Source organism: Flavobacterium flavipallidum (assembly GCF_038289905.1).
Lineage (GTDB): Bacteria > Bacteroidota > Bacteroidia > Flavobacteriales > Flavobacteriaceae > Flavobacterium > Flavobacterium flavipallidum.
Window position 1 is genome coordinate 15,661 of the sequence record NZ_JBBYHU010000030.1, and the last position, 22,270, is coordinate 37,930.

Here is a 22,270-nt window from a genome sequence, read left to right on the forward strand (position 1 = left end):
CTTTTTAGTTTTTAAACTAGTTTGAGTTCTGTTTTAAGTTCTGAGATAACAAATTCAGACCCGTCTTTGTAATTAGAGTTAAAATAGACTTTAGCATCGTTTCTTTCAGCTAATTTTCGAACTAAATTCAATCCTATTCCAGTTCCTGAATCTCCTCTAGAAGATTGCCCAAGGGTATAAAACATTTGAAATATCTTTTCTGCCTGACTTGCAGGAATTCCGGGGCCATTGTCGCTAACGGCTAATTGTTGTGTTATTTCGTTGTATGAAATAGTAATTTCCGTTATTTCTTTGTCATTGTATTTAATTGCATTTGACAATAAATTTTGAATAATTTGTTTGAAAGCAACTTTTTGAAAACTAATGGAGTGATTTAAGTTGCTTTTATTTATTTTAATATCATTATTGGGATTAAGCAGTTTGATTACAGCATTCACTTCGTTAAGAATATTAAGCGACTCTTTTCCCTCGTTATTCTCTACGTTTTTAGAATAATGCAATAAATCATCAATTAGTTTTGACATTGTCATTGCCGATGATTTAACCATATCAAATAGCTCATTCGCTTCTTCTTTTAAATCCAATAGATGTTCTTCTTCCAGGAATTTAATTAGGAAGGTGATATTGTTTAAAGGGGTTTTTAAATCATGGGCGATGATATTGGCAAATTGTTCTAATTCACCATTCTTAGCTACTAATTTATCGTTTAATCTTTTTAATTCTTGATCATAGTCCCATATCTTCAAGAAAGACTCTACTTTTTTTCTTGTGATTTCTGTGTTTAATGGTTTGAATAAGAAGTCGATAGCTCCTAACTCATAGGCTTTATTGATGTATTTGTCCTCATTACTTATAGCCGTTACAAAAAGTGTTGGTATATTGGCGGTATTTGGGTGTTGCTTCGTGATTTCAACAAATTCATAACCATCCATTTCAGGCATTTGTACATCGACTAAAATAAGGGAAATTTTCTCTTTTAAGAGTATTTGTAATCCTTCATTACCAGAATTGCATGTAATGATAGTTCTGTCAGGACTTTCTAGAATACTTTTTAGCGCAATTAAATTGGCGGGTTTATCGTCTATTAATAATAGCGTGTGTTTTTTAACGGAATTCATCATTTAATATCTTTACTATGTTTGTGGTATTTAATTCTTGGTGTTTATCGCAAATGTTTTTTGCGGCTTTTGGCATTTTGGCAAATTCGGCTTCGTTGCTATCTTGAATAATTGTTTTGCCGTTATTTTTTGCAATTGTTTTTAATCCGAATGCGCCATCCTCATTGGAACCGGAAAGTAATATGGCAAGGCATTTTTCTTTTAATATTGTTGAAAACGATTCAAAAGATACATCGATAGAAGGTCGGCTGTAATTAATAGGTTCGGATACATCCAAAGAGAAAGTCAAATCCTCTTCTAAAAGTAAATGATAGTTAGCCGGAGCAGTATAAAGAAAACCTTTTTCCATTTTATCTTTGTCCTCAATTTCCTTTACCGAATAATGGGTATTCATTTGTAAGATTGTTTCAAATGAAGAAATGGTGTTTTTTAATCGATGTAAAACAATAATAATAGGCACATCAATACTTTTGTCTAATTGTTTTAAAATTGACAAAATTACATCAAAAGCTCCGGCCGAGCCGCCTATTATTATGACTTCGGGTTTCATCTTATTTTTTGATAAATTTTTTCTTCTCGATCAATTTCTTTGAAATAACTATTTACGTTACTAAATCGTAATGTTTCTTTTTTTCCAATTGCCAAAAAACCATGAATAGGTAAACTTTTATAAAAAAGTTCTAACGCTTTATTTTGCAAATCATTGTTAAAATAGATCAATACATTTCGGCAAAGAATTAATTGACATTCTTTAAAAACACCATCGGCAACCAGATTGTGATTAGAAAAAAGTATGTTTTGTTTTAATTCTGAATTGATCATCGAATGTCTTTCGTCAGAAACAAAGTAGTTTTTTAAAGATTCTTTTCCTCCACATTCATAATAGTTTTTCGTGTAATCTTTAAAATTGGCATTTTCATAGATACCTTTTTTTGATTTAGCAATAGCGTTTGTGCTAATATCGGTTGCATAAATTCTACTTTTTGAAAACAGATTATTTTCCTTTAATAAAATATTTAGTGAATAGGTTTCTTCTCCAAAAGAACAGCCAGCACTCCAAATATTGATTTTAGGATAACTATCTAAATAAGGAAATACTTTTTCCTGTAGCGATTTATAAAAGCTGGGATCTCTGAAAAATTCACTTACGTTAACTACAATTTCATTGATGAAATTCTGGAAAATAGCAGGCTTATTAATAAGTTCAAATTTTAAATCAACCGCATTTTTCATTTTATTGATAGACATAAAACGATCAATTCTCCTTAGCATTGAGGCCTTAGAGTAATCACTAAAATCATAATCGAATTGCATTTTTATGGTAAAAAGCAATTCGTCAAGTTCGTTTAATGTTATCATTTATAAATCCAAATGCTGATTAATGAAATAAGTTTTTGAATGTCAATTGGTTTTGACTGGTAGTCTGAAGCTCCGGCATTAATAATTTCGTCACGATCTCCTTTCATTGCTTTGGCTGTTAAAGCAATAATAGGCAGGTTTTTCCATTTTGGATTTTCTCTAATCTTTTTAGTCGCTTCAAAGCCATCCATTTCCGGCATCATAATATCCATTAATACAACATCAAAACTTTGATGCTCTTCTAAAGCATTCAAGGCTTCTATTCCGTTAAATGCAGTTGTTATTATGGCACCTTTAGCTGTTAGTGCTGCAGATAAGGCATAAATGTTACGAATATCATCATCAACGAGAAGAATGTTTTTGTTTTTGAGGATTTCGCCTCCGGCTAAATTTGGAGCAGTTTTATACTCGGTATTTTCAGTAGTTTCGATTTTGTTTAAAAATAAAAGAATTTCATCTTTCAATCTTTCGGTGGCATTATTTGTTTTGATTACAATGCTATCCACACTTTTTTCAAGTTCAAACTGTTCGTTATCCGATAGGTTCTTTCCTGTATTGATAATAATTTTGATGTTTTTATTTTTGGAAATATTTTTTAATTCAGATATAGCTTTAATGTTGTCTGAATCAGGTAATCCTAAGTCAATGATGGCGCAGTCAACATCAACATTGCTAAGTATATTTTCGGCTTCAGAACGCGAATATGCCTGAATGCAAATGGTGTTTTTATCATTAGCATGCAGTAATTGTTTAATCGAATAGTTTAGTTTTTCGTCATCTTCTAAAATCAGTACTTTTTTGAATACTTTATTGATTTCTTCATCGATAGAATGAAAGGCATTTTTAAGTTTTTCAGGTGTAATTGGTTTAACTAAGAAATCGAAGGCACCCATTTCTTTGGCCAATTTTTCTCTTTTCATTCCTGACATTACATGAACCGGAATGTGTTTTAATTCGTCATCTTCTTTAAGCCATTTTAAAACAGTCCATCCGTCAATTCCGGGTAATTTCATATCCAGAATAATCGCTTTAGGATTGTATTTTTTAGCATATTGAAATCCGGTTTCACCCTGATGAGCAATAATAGCTTTAAATCCGTTATTATGCGCTACCTGAAGTAATACATCGGCAAAAGAAGGATCGTCTTCAATTATTAAGACTGTTTTATCATCAATGTCGGCTAAATTTCGATCGTCATTGATGGAAGCCGAAAGATCTACAAACTCTTCATTGGCTTTTGGATATTCGGATTCTATTTGTGTTTCTTTTACTGTTTCAGGAATACTAGAAACAACGGTTTCCGCAGAAATGTTGTTTTCGTTGTTGTCTTCATATTTAACAGGTATTATAAGCCCAAAGGTACTTCCGTTATTTAATTGGCTGTCAAAGAATACTTCTCCGTTAAGTAATCCGGCTAACTGTTTTGAGATGGATAATCCTAATCCCGTTCCGCCATATTTTCTGCTGGTTGAGCTGTCAGCTTGCTGAAAACTCTGGAATAATTTTTTCTTGTTTTCTTCAGATATTCCTATACCATTATCCTTGATTGCAATCGATATAATTTCTGTTTTTTTCAATTCGCTCAGTTTAGGATTGCTGTAGTTCCAATCATCTGCTGGAACATCAAAAGTCATAGAGACAGTTCCTCCATCAGGAGTGAATTTTAAGGCATTGGACAAAAAGTTTTTAAGAATCTGTTCTATTTTACCCACATCATTGTAGATTTCTCTCGGACATTTCTCTGTTATTTTAGTTTCAAAACGAATATTCTTTTTCTGCATTTGGGTTTTGAAAAGTCCTTCCATGTCAGTGAAAATTCGTTCTGTAACGGTATTCTCAGGATAAATTTCAACCTTACCGGCTTCAATTTTTGAAATGTCTAAGATGTCATTGATAAGGTCTAATAAGTCCTTACCGGAAGTGTTGATTACCGATAAATTTTCTAACTGAGCATTGGTCAAATTACCAGCTGTATTGTCTTTTAAAATATCCGAAAGAATTAAAATACTGTTCAAAGGGGTTCTTAATTCATGGGACATATTAGCTAAAAACTCCGATTTGTATTTACTTGCCTGCGCAATTTCTTCCGATTTTACATTTAATTCATCCTGAGCGATAATAAGGTCACTGTTTTTCTTTTCGATTTCGTGATTTTTAATTTCCAGTTCACGACTTTTTTCCTCAAGATAAGCATTGGTTTGTTCTAATTCAGCAGCTTGATTTTTAAGTTCTTCTTCAGATTGTTGTAGTAATAAAGTGTTTTTATTAAGCTCTTCATTGCTTTGTCTTAATTCTTCTTCCTGAACTTGCAGAATATTGTTTTTTCGATTGATTTCTTCAACCGAAAATTTTAATTCTTCATTTCTAATGAAAACAGCTGCAGCGTTTCCTAAGGAGTTTTTTAAACTGTTTAAAAGTTTTTGATTCGTTTCGGTAAAATTATTTAAAGACCCTATTTCGATAACTCCAATAACGGTGTTCTTGTATGAAATAGGGGTGATTAAAATATTATAAATAGGTGATTTTCCTAAGGAAGAGGCAAGGTATGAGTATTCTTTATTAAGGTTATTAAAGCACTTTTGTTCATTGTGTTTAAATACTTCACCTATTATTCCTTCTCCCTGAGCTATGGATTTAGGACTATTGTCATCATCAGCATAGCTGCCTATTTTGATAAGATTGTTTTTGTTTTCTATATAATCACTAATGTAAAAAGTAGCTTGACAGGCTTCAGTTTGAGTAGCTAATATTTTACTTAAATTACTGCCAAATTCACTGATGTTTTTTGAATTAATAATGGTTTTGTTTACCTGAATTATATTTTTTTCAAGCAAACTGTTTTCGGCCTCCTCGTCATGGAATCGTTTTAGCTCAAGCGACATTTTGTTTAGGGATCTATTCAAAGTGTCTGATTCACTTCTTACATTAATGGTGTCTCCAAGATTTCCGGAACTAATTTTTGTAGCTAATTCAACTTGTTCGTTAATGGCGCTTGTTAATTTTTTAAAAGATTCTCTAATAGAATCCAGCTCTATGTTGCCTCTAAGAGTATGTTTTAAGTCAGTATTACCCAGAGCAATTTTTTCTATTTTTCCGGCAATTAAATTTAATGCAGCTGAAGTGTTGGTGATTAATTTGTAAACTAAAATAACCGTTGTTATAATTAACAATAAAATTGTTAGCAAAGAAAGAATTGTGCTAGTAATGGCTTTGTCTTTTTCTTCTTGTGCTAATTTAAGAATGTAATTCAGTTTTTTAATTTTTAATACATTCAATTTGTCATTTATTACTGTTGATTGAGTCCACCATTTATGAGGAGATATTTTAATCTTGTTCGTAAGAATTGCTTCAGAGGTGGTTAAAAAAGATTTATATTCATCCGATTTTTTTAATTCGATGAGTTCATCATTTACTTTGGATCGGTGGTAGTTTTCTAGTTTAAAATCAGCATTTGTATTTAAATTTTTGATATTTTCATAATAACCATATAAGTCGTTATGAATAGTATCATTGGTCAATTTGTCAAATATGATACCTCTTATTTGGTTTGCTGATGATTTTGTATCAATATAGGCTTTGAAATTTTGAGCCAGTTGTGCTAAGCTTGCATTATCACAATTTACTATTTCTCTTTCAATTAAATTATTGAAAATATTGTTCAATGCAACATATTCATTAAACGTTTTTAAAGAGGTGTATTTTTTTGTGCCAACATTGAAATGGATGGTATTTATAATTTTTCGAGCCTCTTCAATGTTTTTATGTGCAACACTGTCTTGCGAATTAAATTTAGAAAACCATTCCAGTGTTTTTGTCATTCCTAATTCGGATTCGGATTTTTTAGATGAATCAAAGGTGGAATATTGAATTAAAGTTCTCTCGTTATTAATAAGCATAATTGCTTGAGAAAAATGAGCAATTTGATCAATTCTATTAGTGCTGTTTTCTATTCGGGTAAATTTTTGATAAGTGTTGTAAATATTTACAACTGAAAAAAATAGGAGTCCGGATATGGGAATTAAAAGAATAAAAATTAATTGCTTTTTAAAAGATAAATTTTTCCACATATGAAGTAGATTGTAGGTTAGTTTCGATATTTTTTTATGAAATTTAGTTTGAAAACAAAATAAATTTGGGGTTTTGTTTTGGTTAACAAAGTACAAAAAAGATGTGAAAATTACATTTGTATTCAAACAAAAAAAGCATTTCAGATCTTAACTGAAATGCTTTGCTATTTTTAGCTTAATTTATTTAGCTAGTTGTTTGTTTTTTTGATGTTACTAATATAGCTGGTTAATTTTTTGCCATAATAAGATTGTGCTACTTTTGGAGTCATTGCATTTTTTATAGTGTCCAAATATTTGACATTAATATCGTAAACTTCGGCTAGAGCGATGTATGGAGCAATTTCATGATCTTTATTGTTCATTGCAAAGTTAACAGCAAATAGATATTTGCGTTTTATGTTTAAATCCTGTAACTGATTAATGCTATCGATGGCTTTAAGATCTTTTCGTTTAATGGCTTTAAACTTTTTTTCAATAAGATCTAAATTTTCATTTTTATATCTTTCAGTGGTTTTTTTATATTCGTCATATAATTCTTGATTTTTTGAACCTGTGATTTTAGCAGCAGATAGAAAAGAATCTAAATTAGTATCAATATTCATTTTACCGGCTTCAGCAAAAAACATCAGATTGTTATCTAAAGAATTACTAACACCTCTGTCTAAAAACAGATAAAGCATCTCAGGCGATTTTAAATCAATATAACTTTCAAAATTAGAGTTGCCATCAATTTTGATAGTGTCAATTGCTACTAGAGAAGTGTCAACTACTTTTTGGATGTAAAGCGTTCCGTCTTTAAGCCCTTTTACATTTCCTGTGATGTGTAAATTTCCTTTTTGTTCTTTTTTATCGCAGGAAACAATGGTTAGTAGGGAAGCGAAAGCAAGAATTATTTTTTTCATTGGTAAGTTAATTTTGTGCAAAGTAAAGAAAATAGTTGAAAAATTGAAGATTCAACTCCTATTCTGTTTTAAAGTCTTTTTATTTTTATATTATCCCTTTAGCCAGGCTTCTTTTATTTGTTTTTTAGTTTCATCAGTCACAATAATATTTTCTTTTTCTTCAAGAGGGAATTTAACGGTTCCCTTTAAAAGTTCTTCTTTGCCGTTTCGTTTGATTTTTATACTAATTGGTTGGTTATCTGTCCATTTAGTGCTTTGATTAATCAAGTCATAGATGTTATCATAGTTATACGCAACATCATTGATAGCCAGGATAATATCAGCTCCTTGTAATTTTAGATTGTCAAAGAAAACATTCAGTTCCATATTTGGAGCAACAAAAATTTCTTTAGAACTAGGATTTACATTTATATAAGGAGTTTCATTGTCTTTTAAGAAAATAGCTCCCGGTACCTGAATTTTTGATTTTCCAAGCCCCATTTTTGCTAAATAAACTTCGTAAGGAATTGGAGTAGGTCCTGCGACATAGGTTTTTAGGAAGTCACCTACTTCAGGGTATGTCAATTGAGTTACTTTATCAAAAAGTTCTTCATCATTAAATGGTTTTGAGATACCGTATTCATTCGATAATTTTTGCATCAAATCTAATATTCCTCTTTGACCGTTGCTTTTTTCTCGAATAATAATATCAATGCACATTCCAATCAATGCGCCTTTTTGATACACATTTAAATATTGGCTTTTGTATGGTTCTTTTAAAACATTAGCACTCATGGTTGTAAATGGCATAGAATCGTTAAGTGCGCCGGCTTCTTCTATTTTTTCAGCCATTCTGTTGTAGAAGTCTTCTTCTGAAATTAAGTTTTGGTTTATCTGAAAAAGATTCGCAAAGTATTCGGTAATTCCTTCATACATCCACAAATGTTCAGACATTTTAGGGGCATTGTAGTCAAAAAACTGTATTTCCTTAGAATGTATTGTCAAAGGAGTTACGATATGAAAGAATTCATGCGAAACTACATCAGTCATCGATTTGACTAATTCGTCTTTTTCCATCATTTCAGGCAATACTACCGTCGTAGCAGTAGGATGTTCTAAGGCACCAAAACCTTTGGCGTCATCTTCTTTTAAAGAGGATAGGTAAAGCAGAACAGAGTATTTTTTAGTCGAATTGATTTTGCCTAAGAATTTCTTTTGAGCAGTCATCATTGTTTTCATCTCCGGAGTAATGCTTTCGGCGGTATGTTTTCCTGTTGGAGAATAAACGCATATTTGAATTTCCATACCGTCTACATTGAAAGTAGTGTAATCAGGTTTAGAATACATGATTGGATTTTCAACTAATTCTGCATAACGTGAAGTATTAAAAACATCTCTTGTTGTACTATTGTCATTATCCACCATGGAAGTCGCTCCCCATAATTTGGCAGCATGATTAACGCTTAATTGATATGGTGTTGCCAGAAAATTGTCAAAATACCCAATAAAACAGTGCGTGTTAATGATAAAATTTTCATGAGCTGTGATATTAGAACCGGCAGGTGAAAAAACATCATCTTGACCAAATCCGGTTCCTTTTTCGCTATCAAAGGTGTCGTTTACTAAGTAAGTGATTTTGCTTAAAGATTTTGCATTCGCAATTGTCCACGAATTTTGATCTCCTTTGTTTACAGTCAATAATTTCCCTTTTTTGTCGTAAGCTTTTAAATCTTCGATATATTTTCCGTAATTATCTTCAGAATAGGTTCCTGGTACCGTTTTAGGAATGCGATAAGTAATTTCATTAGAGCTAATTTTAGGTGCATTTACAGTAACTAAAACCTGATCGTTTTTTACCTCATTCAAATTGATGTTGACTGCAATGATTTGGGGTTTACTTTTTCCATTTTTGTTGATAGTCGTGGATTTGGCACTCCAGAAGAATGAAGTAAATGCGAATGCAAATAATAATTTTCTCATCTAAATATGTTTGAATTAAATTGCTTTACGCCCTTAGGGACTACGTAAAACAAATAAAAAAACACTCGTAATTAAGAGTGTTTCTAGGATTAGTCTAATTTATTTTTGATATAATATTTTCCATCTAAATCGTCGTCAAAATCGTCAATTTTAAGCGGCTTAGGCTTAGGTTTATTGGCCGTAGCTTTCTTTTTCCACATCTCAAATTTTTCCAGAGGCATCTTTTTCTTCATAATTTCAAGAACTTCTTTTTCAGCCAACCCAAATTCTTTTTTTATAATTTCAAAAGGATTTCTTTCCTCCAGGGCTAATGTAACAAGCCTCTCAGTTTGTTCAAAGCTCAGTTCTTTACGGTTACTCTTTTTCATCACGTGAAAATTTATTCTAAATAGTTTTTTTAAATTAAAAAAATGATATTGTAATAGATTTCAATATTAATAAAAAAAATAATTACTACAATTTAAAAGTTAATTTTTTTTGTTAAAAAAAGCTTTTTGTAAAAATCAGTTGAACTGTGACTCCTGTTGTTGTTTAGGCTGTTTTATTGTTGTTTTTTGGTGTCTTATTTCTGTTGCAAAATAGATTTTTGATTATTTATTTAAACGAATATTCATCAAAATAATTGCCACTATAATTAACATAATTCCGAACCATTGAATCCTATTAACTTCTTCGGATAATAAAAAGTAAGCCATTGTTACCGAAACCGGCAGCTCTAAAGCCGAAACAATACTTCCCAATCCAAGACCTGTAAGGGGAAAACCTGTGTTAAGTAGAAAAGGAGGGATGACTGTACCAAATAAGGAAAGTATTATACCCCATTTCATGAAAATGGAAAAGTTAAAGGGTGTTGTTTGTGTAATAATACCAAATAATACCACTATCAAAGTTCCGCCAATAAGCATGAAAAAACTACGTTGTATAGAAGGAACATTTATTGCAACTTTATTAGCGCCAAACATTGTAGTCGTAAATGCTGCTGCAGCCAAAATTCCCCAAAAGAAACCACGCCAATCTAAGTTTAGTTCAGTATTGAGGATATTTGTCGCCAGAATAGTTCCAATTAAGGTGATAACTACTGAAACAATTTTTTGGAAAGAGGGTCTTTTTTTGTCTAAAATCATTTCCAGAAGCACACTCATCCAAACTGTTTGCATCAATAAAACTATCCCAATAGAAACAGAAATATATTTGACCGACAAATAGTAAAAAACACTGGTAAATCCCATTGAAGTTCCGGCTAGAATAAGTTTCGGAATCTGTGGCTTGGTGATTTTTACGTCATCTGTATCCTTTTTTACTTTTCGAATTAGATTAAGTAGTAAAACCGTAAAGAGACCTAAAGAAAATTGTGAACCACTTACTTCGGCTGTAGTATAGCCTTCCTGATAAGCCATTTTGACAAAGCTAGCCAGCATGCCGTAACTGCTGGCTCCCAATGCCACGTATAGAACTCCTTTTAAAGTTTTATTTTGAATCATATTAATCTTTTTAGAGCATGCAAAATTAGTTTTCTGCATCAATTAGATTAATGAATCGACATAGATAAAACTTATGTGTTTATAGATTTGAAAGTTTTTAAAGCTATTTAAGCGCTTTAAAACTTTGATTGCTTTTACTTTAAAGGTTTTGAGCAAATTAAAATAAACCCTGTAAAGGATTGCTTTTTATCCCAATTTTATGATGATCAAAAGCCATTTTTTCTTTTAATAAACTCGCATATACAGATCTAAAGTCAATTTGGTATTTCAAATCACCTTGAGATAAATCAGCAAGGTTAGGATTGTTCCCTATGACTTTTCCTTGGTTTTGTCCGCCTATTACAAACATTGGTGCCGCGGTTCCGTGATCCGTTCCGTTGCCATTGTCTTTTACTCTTCGTCCAAATTCAGAAAAAACAACGATTGTTACATTTTGAAGTAAATTGGCTTTTTTCAAATCCTGATAAAAGCTGTATAAAGCGCTGTCTAATTCTTTGAATTTATTGTTTTGAATGGTTAATTGATTGTCATGTGTGTCATAACCACCTTGTGAAGTGTAGTAGACTTTCGAATTTAAATTTCCTTTAATCAATCGGGCAATCCATTCCAGATTTTTCCCTAATGCATTTTTAGGATAGCTGGTTTCGGCAGTCGATTTGCCTAAGGCAGTCTGAATTTCTTCCGAACCTTCTAAAACCGAATTGGCTACTTTTCGAACAAAATCTAAGGAAGGATTTTCAGATAAAACATCTGTTTCTTCTTTGATGTTTTTGATTTTAAATCGGTCCGGATCTTTTACAGTAATAGAGTTTGGACTATCTCCTTTTAAAGATAAATTATCAATTGAATCGATGTTAATTCCCGCTGTAGGAGTGTGCGTTACACATTGTAGATCTAAATAGCGTCCCAGCCAGCCTTCGTTGATATATTGACTGGAATCAGAAGCAGTTTGCCAGATTTCCTGACTTCTAAAATGGGAACGATTAGGTTCAGGATAACCTACGTTTTGAATCACAGATAAATCGCCATTTTGTTGCATCTGGGCAAATCCTTTTAGCGAAGGATGAAATCCCATTCCTTTAGTAGTTGAAATAACTTCGTTTTTAGAAATGGCAATATTGGGACGTAAATTGTAATACAAAGGATCTTCAAAAGGGATGAACGTATTTAAGCCGTCGTTTCCGCCATTCAATTGGACAAAAACTAAACATTGTTCACCTATAATGAGGTTTTTTTGAGTAGCATAAGAAAACAAAAAATTAGGAAGTAACAGGGTTCCTCCTGTTAATGTTCCTGTAAGCGATAGAAAGTTTCTTCTGTTCATAATCAGATAATTAAGGGGAGGTTGTTAAATTAATTGAAATTCAGGTTCTTTGACCATTGCATTAAAAAGTCTTAAAACCGCCTGATTAGCATTTTGAGCATAGGCATCAAAATCGTATTTCAGGATGTTTTCGAAGTCCTTTTGACTTTCGTTGTCTATTTTGAACAATAATCGATTTGATAATTCACTAATTATTTCTTTGTTAGTACCCTGTTTCCATTTCAAATTAACCATTGTTTTTTTGAAATTAGGACGATTATCTTTTTCCTCCATCATATTTCCGATGGCTTTTTTGTTGAAAATTTCTCTTCCGCTACAATATAAATCCGCCAGATTGTTTCGCTGTAAATAAATTTGTGAAGTCAGCCATGATTTGCCGCCTTCCCAGCCTTTTACATTAGGCTGGTTAAATAAATCCATGCCTTGTCCTTTCAGGAAAGCCACTAGTGGTCGGTTGCTTCTCGGGTCAATTTGTAATTCTGACAGGATTTGCAAGCTGTATTCTAATGGGTTTTTGATTTTAGAACCGGCCGTTTTTTTGTCAAATTCTTCGGTAAATATTTTTTCTAATAAAGGTTTGATTTCAAAATTCTGTTTTCTAAAATAATCACCATAATAGGTTATTAGTTTTTCGCTTGGGTTATCATAAATAAACCATTGCAAAATTTTACGGGTAAAAAGATAAGGACTATTCTTTTGTTTAAAAATAATATCAACAAGATCATCTGCTTTAAAATGTCCTTTTTTACCAAAATATATTATTTCCGAATCGTCGGCAATACGATCACGGTAAACACCACCATTATCACCAATGCCCAGACCTGCTAAGGCTTTAGCTCCATTTTTAATATCATCTTCGGTATAATTGCCAATTCCCAGAGTGAAAAGTTCCAGTAATTCCCGACTTAAATTCTCGTTGATTTTTCCTTTGCGGTTGTCACCATTATCTAAATAACGAATCATCGCATTGCTTTTGATGATGTCTTTAGTTAATTCTTTGAAATTACCAAAAGCATGTTTTCGAAGCAGTTGATTATGTTCAAAAATCCAATAATTGATTTTGACTTTTTGAAAAGTAGATACAAAATGATTGTGTAACAGCAAGGTCATTTTTTCTCTCAGCGGAAAAGAGTCGTTTCTCATTTTGTCAATCCACCAGGATTTCATTTCTAATGATATTTGGGCTTCCTGTTTTTGAAATTCTTGTTTTTTTTCTCTGTCCAGAGCGTTGTTTTTTTTGCGTAATTCTCTAAAATCAGCCATGGTTTTAGGACTATCTTTTAGAAAATCAGGAATACTTTTATCAAAATCAGTTTTAAATGAGGCTTCGAGGAATTTTGAAATCCCCATTTTTTCAATGTTTGCTGCTTGCTGGTTTGAAAAGCCCAAACGAAGGGACCAAAGGTTGTTGTGGTTCATAATAGATAGGGTTTGTTTGGTTGTTGGTAACTAAGATGTTAAATAATGAAAAAGGTTTAATGTTATACATTTTTTTCGTTATAAAAAAAATAGTTGGCAGGGTAGGGAAAATGTATTCTAGGTTGTCTTATTAATAAAAACTATTATTTAATCAATAAATTGTACGATTATGAAAAAGATACAGACCTTATTTTTTTTATTTTTTTTAGGGACTATTAATTTACAAGCACAAAACGCGACCGTGAAAAGTGAAACAAATGTGAATGTTTCAACAGATAAAATGTCCTATTATCAAAAACGTGGAGCAGAGGATGCTCAATACGAATTAGCTTTTGTAGCCAAAACAAAGGCAGAGGAAAAGGCTTTTTGGAAAGAACAAAAAGAATATGAGAAAACCCTAAAGCAAAAGGACCGAAAAGCCTATCGTGCTTATATGGCAAGTAAGAAGGAATAATATACTGAACATTATGACCATTGCGATGCCCACTGTCATCATGACCCAATGTTTTATACTTATGCAGGTTATTACTATTATGGTTATGAAAGACCTTATTATCAAAGAAGTTATAGCCCAACAAGTACAACTACCAGAATTAGCGTAGGTGCCCCAAGCCTGCGTTTAGGTCTTTAATGTTTTAAAGGCTAAAATATCCGTCTCGTTTTTTTAGAACGGGACGGATTTTGTATTTAAAATAATTAACTATTTCACAAATAATAAGAATACAAGAAAGGCTGCCTCATCAGGACAGCCTTCACTTTTAAATAATAAACCAAAACATTATTTATTATGAGAATTTTATAGGTTTAAAATGGGATATTATGATTTTACATAAACAGGAGCTGGTTCTTTTCCTTCTACTATGATTTCATCATCATTTGTTTTTACTGCAAATTTCACTGCCAAAACAATAACTCCGGTAATTAAAATGATGATTCCTAAGATATAGAAAGCGTTAGTATAATCAATTAAATCTTTAGTTTGAGCAACGCCACTTTCGTTAATTACATCTTTTGAGAATTTAACCGCTTTGGCTTTGAATAAGAAAGCAATCAACATCGCACCAATATTTCCACCTGCACCCACAATTCCGGCAACACTTCCTACTGCTTTTGGATTTACGAATGGTACTAAGCTGTAAGTTGCTCCGTTTGCCATTTTTAAACTTACTCCAAATAAGAACATTAAAAAGATGGCAACGCCTAATTGATCTGTCATACCAAAGAAAATAATTCCGATACCTTCTAATACAAGTAATAAGGCTAATAATAAATTTTTACCTGAAAAACCATAGCTTTTACCCACTTTGTCAGCAACGATACCTCCTAAAGGTCTTGCGAAAAGATTGATTAATCCAAAAATACCTGCACAGATTCCGGCTGTTTTTAATGATGCACCAAAAGTATCCGTGAAGTAAATAGGAGCAAAATTGTCAATAGTGATTTCTACACCAAAACAAGCAGCATAAGCAACTGTTAAAACCCAGGTACGGTAATCTTTAACAGCAAGCATAAAAGTGTTTTCTTTATTGCTGTTTTGGATACCAAGTTCTTTGTAGTTTCCGTTTGGTAAATCTTTAGTATATCTGAAATAGATAAAAGCAAAGAACAATAACATGAATCCTGGAACAATCATAGCGTATCTCCAGCTGTCCTGCTCCGTACAAAGTCCTAATCCTACACATCCTGCAGCAATTATAGGCATCATGATATTGGCTAATCCGGCACCAGCATTACCAAAACCTCCTGCTGTAGCGTTTGCCGTTCCTTTAATAGACGGAGCAAACATTACTGAGGTGTGAAATTGCGTAATTACAAATGAAGCTCCAATAACACCAATAGCTAATCTAAAGAAAAGGAAACTTTCATATGATTGTGAAGTACCTATTAAAAAAACCGGTATCGAACAAACTATTAATAACCAGGTGTAGGTTAATCTTGGACCAAATTTATCCACTAATCTACCGATTAATAATCGGGCAACGATAGTTGCAGATACAGCTGCAATTTGAATATTTCCTAATTGGTCTTTTGTAAGGTGTAATTGTTCTTTAGCCAATGGCATAAGAGATGACATACCAAACCATGCAAAAAAGGAAAAGAAAAAAGTTAACCATGTAATATGAAAGGTACGCATTTGAACGCCTTTTCCACTAAAAATGTTTAAACTTGAAAGCGGTTGATTTGTTGAAATTGAACTCATTTTTAAAGAATTTAATTGTTTATTTTGTCTTGTTTTGTTTTCGCTCGTTTAAGTAGTGAACTTACGTCTAAGTGTTTTACTTATTTACAAGGCAAAATTACTAGCATTGTTTGGATTAAAAGTTGCGAAAACGCAGTTTTTGGAAAATAATTACGTATTTTTACGTAAGTATTTGTTAGGTATGGTAACTTATAGTTACGTATGAATAATAAAAACGTACTGTTTACAAGGGATTTAAAGCTTTGAGTAGAAAAAAATGAGACTTAGAAACTTTTCTACGTAACTAATTCGTTTTATTGATTTTTGTTGCATTTTGTGCGAAAAGACTTTTTTAAAAATATGAAACCGCTAGGAGGATAAAAAAATTAAGTTGTTGTTAAACACAATCTTGTCATTCCGTAGGAATCTCATCAAGTAATTCTACAAAGAAAAATGCCACACGAAAGTATTCGTGCGGTGTGGGGCTAACCGGGCGGTTGGGTCATTATCATACTATTATAGAACCAAAAAAAGGCGCAATGGTACTAAAAACATCCTGTAGCGTACTTAAAAAGTACCTTAGGGTACTTAAAAACGCCCATTTGCGGAGTAAAAAAAGACGTTATAGTACTAAAAAGAGTCCCTTAACGTACTTAAAAAAGACTATTAGGTACTTTTTTGGTTCGTGTATAGAACCTTTTTGGTTCGTTTTAGGGACAAAAAAAGCCCCTTTTGTTCAATGGGGCTGGAAATAGTAGTTGTATTTTACTGTATAGGCATTGATGGTTTGGTAGTGGGGAACTGGCGAAGCAATCTCATCAAGTAATTCTACAAAGAAAAATGCCACACGAAAGGATTCGTGCGGCAGCGTGGGGGAAAAGACTTTTTTTAAAGTATTGAACCATTAAGGGATGAAGTGAATTAAGTTTTTTTAAATGCAATCTTGTCATTCCGTAGGAATCTCATCAAGTAATTCTACAAAGAAAAATACCACACGAAAGGATTCGTACGGCAGCGTGGGGAAACAGCTGTTATATGACGCCTTTGTTATAAAACCGTTTTCCATATTCTGTTTTCTCTGTCCATTACAAGCACTTCTTTATTGTCAACTTTCAGAATCCTTTTCGGTAAAATTTCTTTTGGAAAAGTAATTGTGTGTTCGATTTCGAAGAAGTCATTTTTATATTCAAGAATTTGAATTTTATAAGCTTCGTCAGTTCCTGGATTATTAAAAGTCAAATACTTTTCGGTGTTTTCTATTCTCAATGGAAAACCTTCAAGTACTAATTGTCTACAACTTTTGATTTCTAATAAAATATATTTCTCTGAATTATATTCTGTTTTTTGAATCACAATAATTGAGTTCTTAATTACTCCAAGTTCTTCAAACTTTACGTAATTCTCGTCAGATTCGTTATCCGAATATTTTAGTCGTTTCTTATTGACACAGTCAAATAGCAAAGTGTTTTTTCCACGATACTTTCTTTGGTTTTTAACCATAAATATTTCTTCTAGCTTCTGTATTCTTATTGAGTCATTTACTAAAGAAAATTTATTCTGTGAATGAGCACTAAATGTCAAAAGTAGTATTAGGAAAGTGTATTTTCTCATGAGTTGTCTAAAGGTGTCACATAACTAGTTTATACACGCATATACCAAACTAGTTAGATCCTTTATCGGGTTATGCGCATGTTTTAGTTTTTTTGCGTATTATTTCTAATTGCAAAACACAAATATAAAAACTTTTCTTACTTGTAAAAGTCCGAAGCATTGAATTTTCCTTAACATTAAAAACTCTTAATAAACCTTAAATCTCTTCATGGTTTAAAAAAAATTATCTCCTGTTATTGATAATCTCGGCCAATAATTTCTTAGCTCTTAGTAGTTTTACTTTGACGTTGTTAAGAGGTTCGTCAATTTTATCGGCTATTTCCTGATAGCTCATTTCCTGAAAATAACGCAATTGGATCACTTCCTGATAATGCGGTTTCAGTTCTTTGATGTATTGCAGTAATTGCGACAGGTTTTGCTCGGTGATGAGTTCGTCTTCTTTAGACGGAGTGGTATCGGCAACATTGTAGGCTTTCTGGTCTTCCTCTTCGGTGATTTCCACAAAAAGGCTGGATTTTCTTTTGCGAAGCATATCGATATACACATTCTTAGCAATCGAAATCAACCAGGTGTTGAATTGAAATTCAGGATTGTAAGTTGCTATTTTGTCAAAAGCTTTCGAAAAAGTTTCTATCGTAATATCTTCGGCATTGGTCTCGTTCTCTGTTCGTTTAAGCATAAATCCATAGACCTCGTTCCAATACTGATTCAACAGAAAAGTAAAGGCGGTTTGGTCTCCCTGTTTCGCTTTTTCGATTTGAGTTTTTATTTCCAATTGACCGGTTTTGAAAAAATATTAGTAAAGAATACGTTAATTTGTGTAAAAACAAGCGCTAATTCTACAATTGGAAACCAAAATTTAATGTCTTTTTCTTTTAATTTACCGGCAGAGAATCCGATGCAAATCCAGGCACACAAATATCTTAAACCTACTAAACTCAACACCAAAATCCATTGGAATTGGAATGCCAATAAAATGGTTGCCAAAACGATAAATAAGAGTTGGGAACTAAAAAAGAATCCCAATTGTAACTGGTCAACCGTTTTATAATGTTTAGCAGTAGCTACATGACGTCTTTTTTGGGTAAACCATTCTTTGAATGTTTTCTTAGGTTCAGAGTAAGTAAAACTTTCCGGAGTGTAAGCCACTGTGGTATTACTGCCATTTGCAGCTTCGTTAATGAATAAATCATCATCGCCGGAACGCACCTGAATGTGATTAATAAAACCATTTACCTTGAAAAATTCTTCTTTTTTGTACGCCATATTTCGACCTACTCCCATATAAGGATGTCCTAGTTTAGCCCATGAAAAATATTGGATAGCTGTCAATACCGTTTCAAAACGAATCACTTTGTTCAGGAAGGAATTGGCTATCTTTTCGTAGCCTCCGTAACCTAAAACGATTGTTTTGTGTAAGGTAAATTGTGAACTCATAGCTGTAATCCAATCTTTTGATGTAGGGAAACAATCTGCATCCGTAAAAAGCAAATATTCTTTTTTAGCCGCCTTGATTCCTAAGGTTAAAGCGTATTTTTTATTGCCCCAAAATGCTTCGTTGTTTTCAACCTTAACGAGACGAATGTTAGAATATTGTTTCTCGAAGGATTCAAATAATTCTAAAGTGTTATCACTTGATGCATCATCAATCAGAACTATCTCAAAATCAGGATAGTTTTGTTCAGCTAATAACGGAACATATTTGGCCACATTTTCTTCTTCGTTTTTGGCACAAACGATAACAGAAATTGGAATTCGTTTAGGCGTAATTTTTTGTGCTTTGGCGAAAGCAAATTTCCCAAAAACACCTAAATAATACGCAATTTGAATAACAACAATAACAATAAAAAAGTAAAGAATCGGTATAAGCATCTGAGTTTAAAGATTGTTTAATCCCCATCCCGAAGCCTCAGGAAAGGACAGTGCAAAGGTATAAATAGAATTAGGATTTGAAAATGATACAATATGAATTTTAAAGAAAATTTTCTGTCTAATTTTTGATTTTAAATGATGTTTACTTCGGCTTCAATTTGGATTGCAAAGGTTTCAAAAACTGTGTGTTGTACTTTTTTAGCAACTTCCAGAATTTCCTGTCCCGTTGCATTGCCATAATTCACTAAAACTAAGGCTTGATTTTTATGAACTCCTGCATCGCCAAAACGTTTTCCTTTAAAACCGGCCTGTTCAATTAACCAGCCCGCAGGAACTTTGACTTCGGTTGCCGAAACATCATAGAATTTCATTTCAGGGAATTTTTGATGGATTTTTTCGAAATCAACTTTCAAGACAATTGGGTTTTTGAAAAAACTACCGCTGTTTCCCAGTTCTTTTGGATCTGGTAATTTACTTTGTCTGATGGCAATTACGGCATTGCTTACCTCTTTTAATCCCGGATTTTCGATACCATTTTTAGATAATTCACCTAAAATATCACCGTAAGAAGTGTTGATTTTATGATTGCGTTTCGTTAATTTAAAAACCACAGAAGTAATGATGTATTGGTCTTTTACTTCGTGTTTAAAAATACTTTCTCGGTAACCAAAATTGCATTCAGAATTACTGAAAGTTCTCATTTCCTGAGTAGCAATATGGATGGCTTCGCAGGAAACAAAGCTGTCTTTGATTTCAGCACCATAAGCGCCAATGTTTTGTACCGGAGTTGTTCCCACATTTCCCGGAATCAGCGACATATTTTCGAGTCCGCCAAAATTTTGGTCAATGTTCCAAAGTACAAATTCATGCCAGTTTTCACCCGCTTGAGCTTCAACCCAAACGTAATCATCGTCTTCCTGGGTGATTTTTTTTCCTTTCAAATCAATATGAATCACTAAAGCATCAATATCTTTGGTTAAAAGCATATTGCTTCCGCCTCCTAAAATAAATTTCTTTTCATCTTTATGTTCTTTCAAAACAGTTTCCAAGTCGGCTACGGAGTGAACGGCAACAAATTGTTTTGCTTTGGCTTCAATGCCAAAAGTATTGTAGTTTTTTAAAGAAAAATTTTGTTGAATTTCCATAAAAGAAAGCGCTTTTTAAAGATTGAATTTGCGATTCAAAAGTAAGAATTATAATTTTTGATTTTACTGCAAAGAGGGAAAGTTTCTTTAAACCATTAAGAAATTAAGAAAATTTAGAAAAGGATCGCTTAATGAAACTTAATTTCTTAATGGTTTGTTTTTTTTAATGTTTCATTTCAGTCAATTCATGGTATTTATCGGTAATGATTTTCATTTTGTTTTTTGAATTTCATGTATTGTAGTTATTCGTCACATTTATATCTTCTTTCTTTAATAATTTTATATTTACCTCCTTTGTTTTGGATGACCCAAAATGAATAATCTACAGTAGAGTAATTTTCTTTTCCGATGAATTGCCCTAAATCTACTGAATATTTTGATTTTGAGATAGAATTGTTTGTGAATTCATTGTTTACAATAAATAGTATCTTATTGTCTATAAAAGTTGTATATATATATTTAAGTCCTTTTTCAGCTATTAAGTTTTCAATATAATATTTACTAATTAAAATTTTATCATTGCTAATAAAATCGATATACCAGTTAAGACTTTTTGTCTGGCAAATCATATCTTTTTGGATTATTTTCTGTAGTGCGTTTTGTAAATTTGAGTTTTCAATAAAAACTATTTCGGATGTGTATTTATTTTCAAAATTAATATTTTGTGAGTAACAAAAAATGTTGAAAATCAAAAAAATATTTAATGTAAATAATTGTTTCATTATAATTTATTGGTTTATTTTTTTTGAAGCAGTTGTGTTAATTAATTCATGGTATTTGTCTGCAATAATCTTCATGTTAGTTTGGTAATTAGCATTTTCTTCCACAAATTTTCTGTTTTGAATAACAGCCTGATTTCTGTAGTCTTTATTTTCAAAAGCCCAAAGAATTTCATCAGCCAACATTTCGGTATCGTTTACCGTAATTAACTGTCCGTTTTCGCGATGACGAATCCAACTTTGATTTCCGGGAATGTTCGAAACTATTGGGTAACAACTGCAAGCCATAGCTTCAAATAAAGAGGCCGAAACGCCTTCGGTTACAGGCATGCTGATGTAAATGTTGGCTTGTTCAAGCAATTCAGGAAGTTTGGTATTAGGAATTCTGCCTGTGAAAATGACTTTGTTTTCAATTTGCATTTTCGTTGCTAAATCTTTTAAAAAAGTTAAGTTCTTTCCATCGCCAACAATAGTCAAGGTAAAATCAATTTTTCTTTTATTCAAAAGATAAAAAGCCTGAAGAATAATTTCGTGTTGGTATTCTGGTAACAGTGAACGAGTGACAATCGCATGAATTTTATCAGGATTGGCAATGTTTTTATTTTCGAATGAACTTAAATCAATTCCTTTGGGCAATACTAAAACTTTGGTCATATCCACTTTGGAATTCTTCATGTGTTCCGCCATTATAGGGCCCCAAGCATGAATAAGCGTCGCTTTTTTGAAAGCGTAATTTTGTAAAATTTTCTTGAAAGGAATTGTGATGGAATTTTCAGGCCAAAGATCTGTTTTGCCTTGTTGGGCAATGGCTGAGGGTTTTAATCCTGATATTGCTGCCAGAAAACCATAACTGGTAGTTCTTTCGGCAATAATCATATCGGGTTTTTGCTGACGAATTGCTTTTTGAATGCTAAGAGGAGCAAGGATAAACTCCAGTGTTCTTTTTATTCTGTTGGAAAAAGTAGTATTAGGAGTTTGTAATTCCCAACTAATAATTTCAAAATCGCCAAATTCTTTCAGACCATTCATCCATGTAATGGCATCGGCACGGTAACTTTCGCCCAGAAAAAGTATTTTCCTTTTTTTCATCAATTATTTATTTGCCACAGATTAAA

Annotated in this window: 18 protein-coding genes; 1 reads left to right on the forward strand and 17 read right to left on the reverse strand. The window is 32.3% G+C overall.

Features of this window, described 5'->3' with window-relative positions; all coding sequences use genetic code 11:
- Positions 1–11: 11 nt before the first annotated feature.
- The 10 genes from AAEO59_RS13045 to AAEO59_RS13090 form a co-directional block, all read right to left on the reverse strand.
- On the reverse strand, positions 12–1,121 hold the full coding sequence (locus AAEO59_RS13045) for a sensor histidine kinase (RefSeq protein ID WP_341701191.1): 1,110 nt from the start codon (positions 1,119–1,121) through the stop codon (positions 12–14).
- Positions 1,105–1,668 carry a chemotaxis protein CheB gene (locus AAEO59_RS13050; protein WP_341701192.1) on the reverse strand — a complete coding sequence of 188 codons (564 nt, stop codon included), beginning with the start codon at positions 1,666–1,668 and terminating at the stop codon, positions 1,105–1,107. Before AAEO59_RS13050 ends, AAEO59_RS13045 begins: the two co-directional genes overlap by 17 nt.
- A complete protein-coding gene (locus tag AAEO59_RS13055) occupies positions 1,665–2,477 on the reverse strand; it encodes a CheR family methyltransferase (RefSeq protein ID WP_341701193.1) in 813 nt (270 codons plus the stop codon). Before AAEO59_RS13055 ends, AAEO59_RS13050 begins: the two co-directional genes overlap by 4 nt.
- Entirely contained in the window at positions 2,474–6,544 is a 4,071-nt protein-coding gene (locus AAEO59_RS13060; protein ID WP_341701194.1) for a response regulator, read from the reverse strand. Before AAEO59_RS13060 ends, AAEO59_RS13055 begins: the two co-directional genes overlap by 4 nt.
- A 188-nt stretch (positions 6,545–6,732) precedes the next feature.
- Positions 6,733–7,446 carry a DUF4369 domain-containing protein gene (locus tag AAEO59_RS13065; RefSeq protein WP_341701195.1) on the reverse strand — a complete coding sequence of 238 codons (714 nt, stop codon included), beginning with the start codon at positions 7,444–7,446 and terminating at the stop codon, positions 6,733–6,735.
- A 90-nt stretch (positions 7,447–7,536) separates the two neighbouring features.
- Complete coding sequence (locus tag AAEO59_RS13070) at positions 7,537–9,405, reverse strand: M61 family metallopeptidase (protein ID WP_341701196.1); 1,869 nt, start codon at positions 9,403–9,405, stop codon at positions 7,537–7,539.
- 89 nt (positions 9,406–9,494) lie between these two features.
- Positions 9,495–9,773, reverse strand: a complete 279-nt coding sequence (locus AAEO59_RS13075) for a DUF2805 domain-containing protein (RefSeq protein ID WP_341701197.1) — start codon at positions 9,771–9,773, stop codon at positions 9,495–9,497.
- 222 nt (positions 9,774–9,995) lie between these two features.
- A complete protein-coding gene (locus AAEO59_RS13080) occupies positions 9,996–10,886 on the reverse strand; it encodes a DMT family transporter (protein WP_341701198.1) in 891 nt (296 codons plus the stop codon).
- Between the two features lie 157 nt (positions 10,887–11,043).
- On the reverse strand, positions 11,044–12,210 hold the full coding sequence (locus AAEO59_RS13085) for a DUF1501 domain-containing protein (protein WP_341701199.1): 1,167 nt from the start codon (positions 12,208–12,210) through the stop codon (positions 11,044–11,046).
- A 24-nt stretch (positions 12,211–12,234) separates the two neighbouring features.
- Positions 12,235–13,629 carry a DUF1800 domain-containing protein gene (locus AAEO59_RS13090; RefSeq protein WP_341701200.1) on the reverse strand — a complete coding sequence of 465 codons (1,395 nt, stop codon included), beginning with the start codon at positions 13,627–13,629 and terminating at the stop codon, positions 12,235–12,237.
- 169 nt (positions 13,630–13,798) lie between these two features.
- Between AAEO59_RS13090 and AAEO59_RS13095 the strand changes: the two genes are divergently transcribed.
- Positions 13,799–14,083: a hypothetical protein gene (locus AAEO59_RS13095; RefSeq protein ID WP_341701201.1), complete on the forward strand. Its 285-nt coding sequence runs from the start codon at positions 13,799–13,801 to the stop codon at positions 14,081–14,083.
- A 363-nt stretch (positions 14,084–14,446) separates the two neighbouring features.
- On the opposite strand, the gene AAEO59_RS13100 is transcribed toward AAEO59_RS13095, so the two are convergent.
- The 7 genes from AAEO59_RS13100 to AAEO59_RS13130 form a co-directional block, all read right to left on the reverse strand.
- Positions 14,447–15,829 carry an MFS transporter gene (locus AAEO59_RS13100; RefSeq protein WP_341701202.1) on the reverse strand — a complete coding sequence of 461 codons (1,383 nt, stop codon included), beginning with the start codon at positions 15,827–15,829 and terminating at the stop codon, positions 14,447–14,449.
- 1,026 nt (positions 15,830–16,855) lie between these two features.
- Positions 16,856–17,308 (reverse strand): hypothetical protein, encoded by a 453-nt coding sequence (locus AAEO59_RS13105; RefSeq protein ID WP_341701203.1) that lies wholly within the window; start codon positions 17,306–17,308, stop codon positions 16,856–16,858.
- A 334-nt stretch (positions 17,309–17,642) separates the two neighbouring features.
- Positions 17,643–18,194 carry an RNA polymerase sigma factor gene (locus AAEO59_RS13110; RefSeq protein WP_341701204.1) on the reverse strand — a complete coding sequence of 184 codons (552 nt, stop codon included), beginning with the start codon at positions 18,192–18,194 and terminating at the stop codon, positions 17,643–17,645.
- Positions 18,185–19,291 (reverse strand): glycosyltransferase, encoded by a 1,107-nt coding sequence (locus AAEO59_RS13115; RefSeq protein WP_341701205.1) that lies wholly within the window; start codon positions 19,289–19,291, stop codon positions 18,185–18,187. The genes AAEO59_RS13110 and AAEO59_RS13115 overlap by 10 nt, the downstream gene beginning before the upstream one ends.
- A 131-nt stretch (positions 19,292–19,422) precedes the next feature.
- A complete protein-coding gene (gene murB / locus AAEO59_RS13120) occupies positions 19,423–20,436 on the reverse strand; it encodes a UDP-N-acetylmuramate dehydrogenase (protein WP_341701206.1) in 1,014 nt (337 codons plus the stop codon).
- Positions 20,437–20,678: 242 nt separating this feature from the next.
- The gene (locus AAEO59_RS13125) at positions 20,679–21,005 is read right to left on the reverse strand and encodes a hypothetical protein (protein WP_341701207.1); all 327 of its coding nucleotides are present in this window, start codon (positions 21,003–21,005) and stop codon (positions 20,679–20,681) included.
- A gap of 159 nt (positions 21,006–21,164) precedes the next feature.
- Positions 21,165–22,244 (reverse strand): glycosyltransferase, encoded by a 1,080-nt coding sequence (locus AAEO59_RS13130; protein ID WP_341701208.1) that lies wholly within the window; start codon positions 22,242–22,244, stop codon positions 21,165–21,167.
- Between the last annotated feature and the right edge of the window lie 26 nt (positions 22,245–22,270).

Coding starts and splice junctions, on each gene's coding strand:
- AAEO59_RS13045 (WP_341701191.1), bottom strand. CDS start 1,121: ATGATGAATTCCGTTAAAAAACACACGCTATTATTAATAGACGATAAA.
- AAEO59_RS13050 (WP_341701192.1), bottom strand. CDS start 1,668: ATGAAACCCGAAGTCATAATAATAGGCGGCTCGGCCGGAGCTTTTGAT.
- AAEO59_RS13055 (WP_341701193.1), bottom strand. CDS start 2,477: ATGATAACATTAAACGAACTTGACGAATTGCTTTTTACCATAAAAATG.
- AAEO59_RS13060 (WP_341701194.1), bottom strand. CDS start 6,544: ATGTGGAAAAATTTATCTTTTAAAAAGCAATTAATTTTTATTCTTTTA.
- AAEO59_RS13065 (WP_341701195.1), bottom strand. CDS start 7,446: ATGAAAAAAATAATTCTTGCTTTCGCTTCCCTACTAACCATTGTTTCC.
- AAEO59_RS13070 (WP_341701196.1), bottom strand. CDS start 9,405: ATGAGAAAATTATTATTTGCATTCGCATTTACTTCATTCTTCTGGAGT.
- AAEO59_RS13075 (WP_341701197.1), bottom strand. CDS start 9,773: ATGAAAAAGAGTAACCGTAAAGAACTGAGCTTTGAACAAACTGAGAGG.
- AAEO59_RS13080 (WP_341701198.1), bottom strand. CDS start 10,886: ATGATTCAAAATAAAACTTTAAAAGGAGTTCTATACGTGGCATTGGGA.
- AAEO59_RS13085 (WP_341701199.1), bottom strand. CDS start 12,210: ATGAACAGAAGAAACTTTCTATCGCTTACAGGAACATTAACAGGAGGA.
- AAEO59_RS13090 (WP_341701200.1), bottom strand. CDS start 13,629: ATGAACCACAACAACCTTTGGTCCCTTCGTTTGGGCTTTTCAAACCAG.
- AAEO59_RS13095 (WP_341701201.1), top strand. CDS start 13,799: ATGAAAAAGATACAGACCTTATTTTTTTTATTTTTTTTAGGGACTATT.
- AAEO59_RS13100 (WP_341701202.1), bottom strand. CDS start 15,829: ATGAGTTCAATTTCAACAAATCAACCGCTTTCAAGTTTAAACATTTTT.
- AAEO59_RS13105 (WP_341701203.1), bottom strand. CDS start 17,308: ATGGTTAAAAACCAAAGAAAGTATCGTGGAAAAAACACTTTGCTATTT.
- AAEO59_RS13115 (WP_341701205.1), bottom strand. CDS start 19,291: ATGCTTATACCGATTCTTTACTTTTTTATTGTTATTGTTGTTATTCAA.
- murB (WP_341701206.1), bottom strand. CDS start 20,436: ATGGAAATTCAACAAAATTTTTCTTTAAAAAACTACAATACTTTTGGC.
- AAEO59_RS13125 (WP_341701207.1), bottom strand. CDS start 21,005: ATGATTTGCCAGACAAAAAGTCTTAACTGGTATATCGATTTTATTAGC.
- AAEO59_RS13130 (WP_341701208.1), bottom strand. CDS start 22,244: ATGAAAAAAAGGAAAATACTTTTTCTGGGCGAAAGTTACCGTGCCGAT.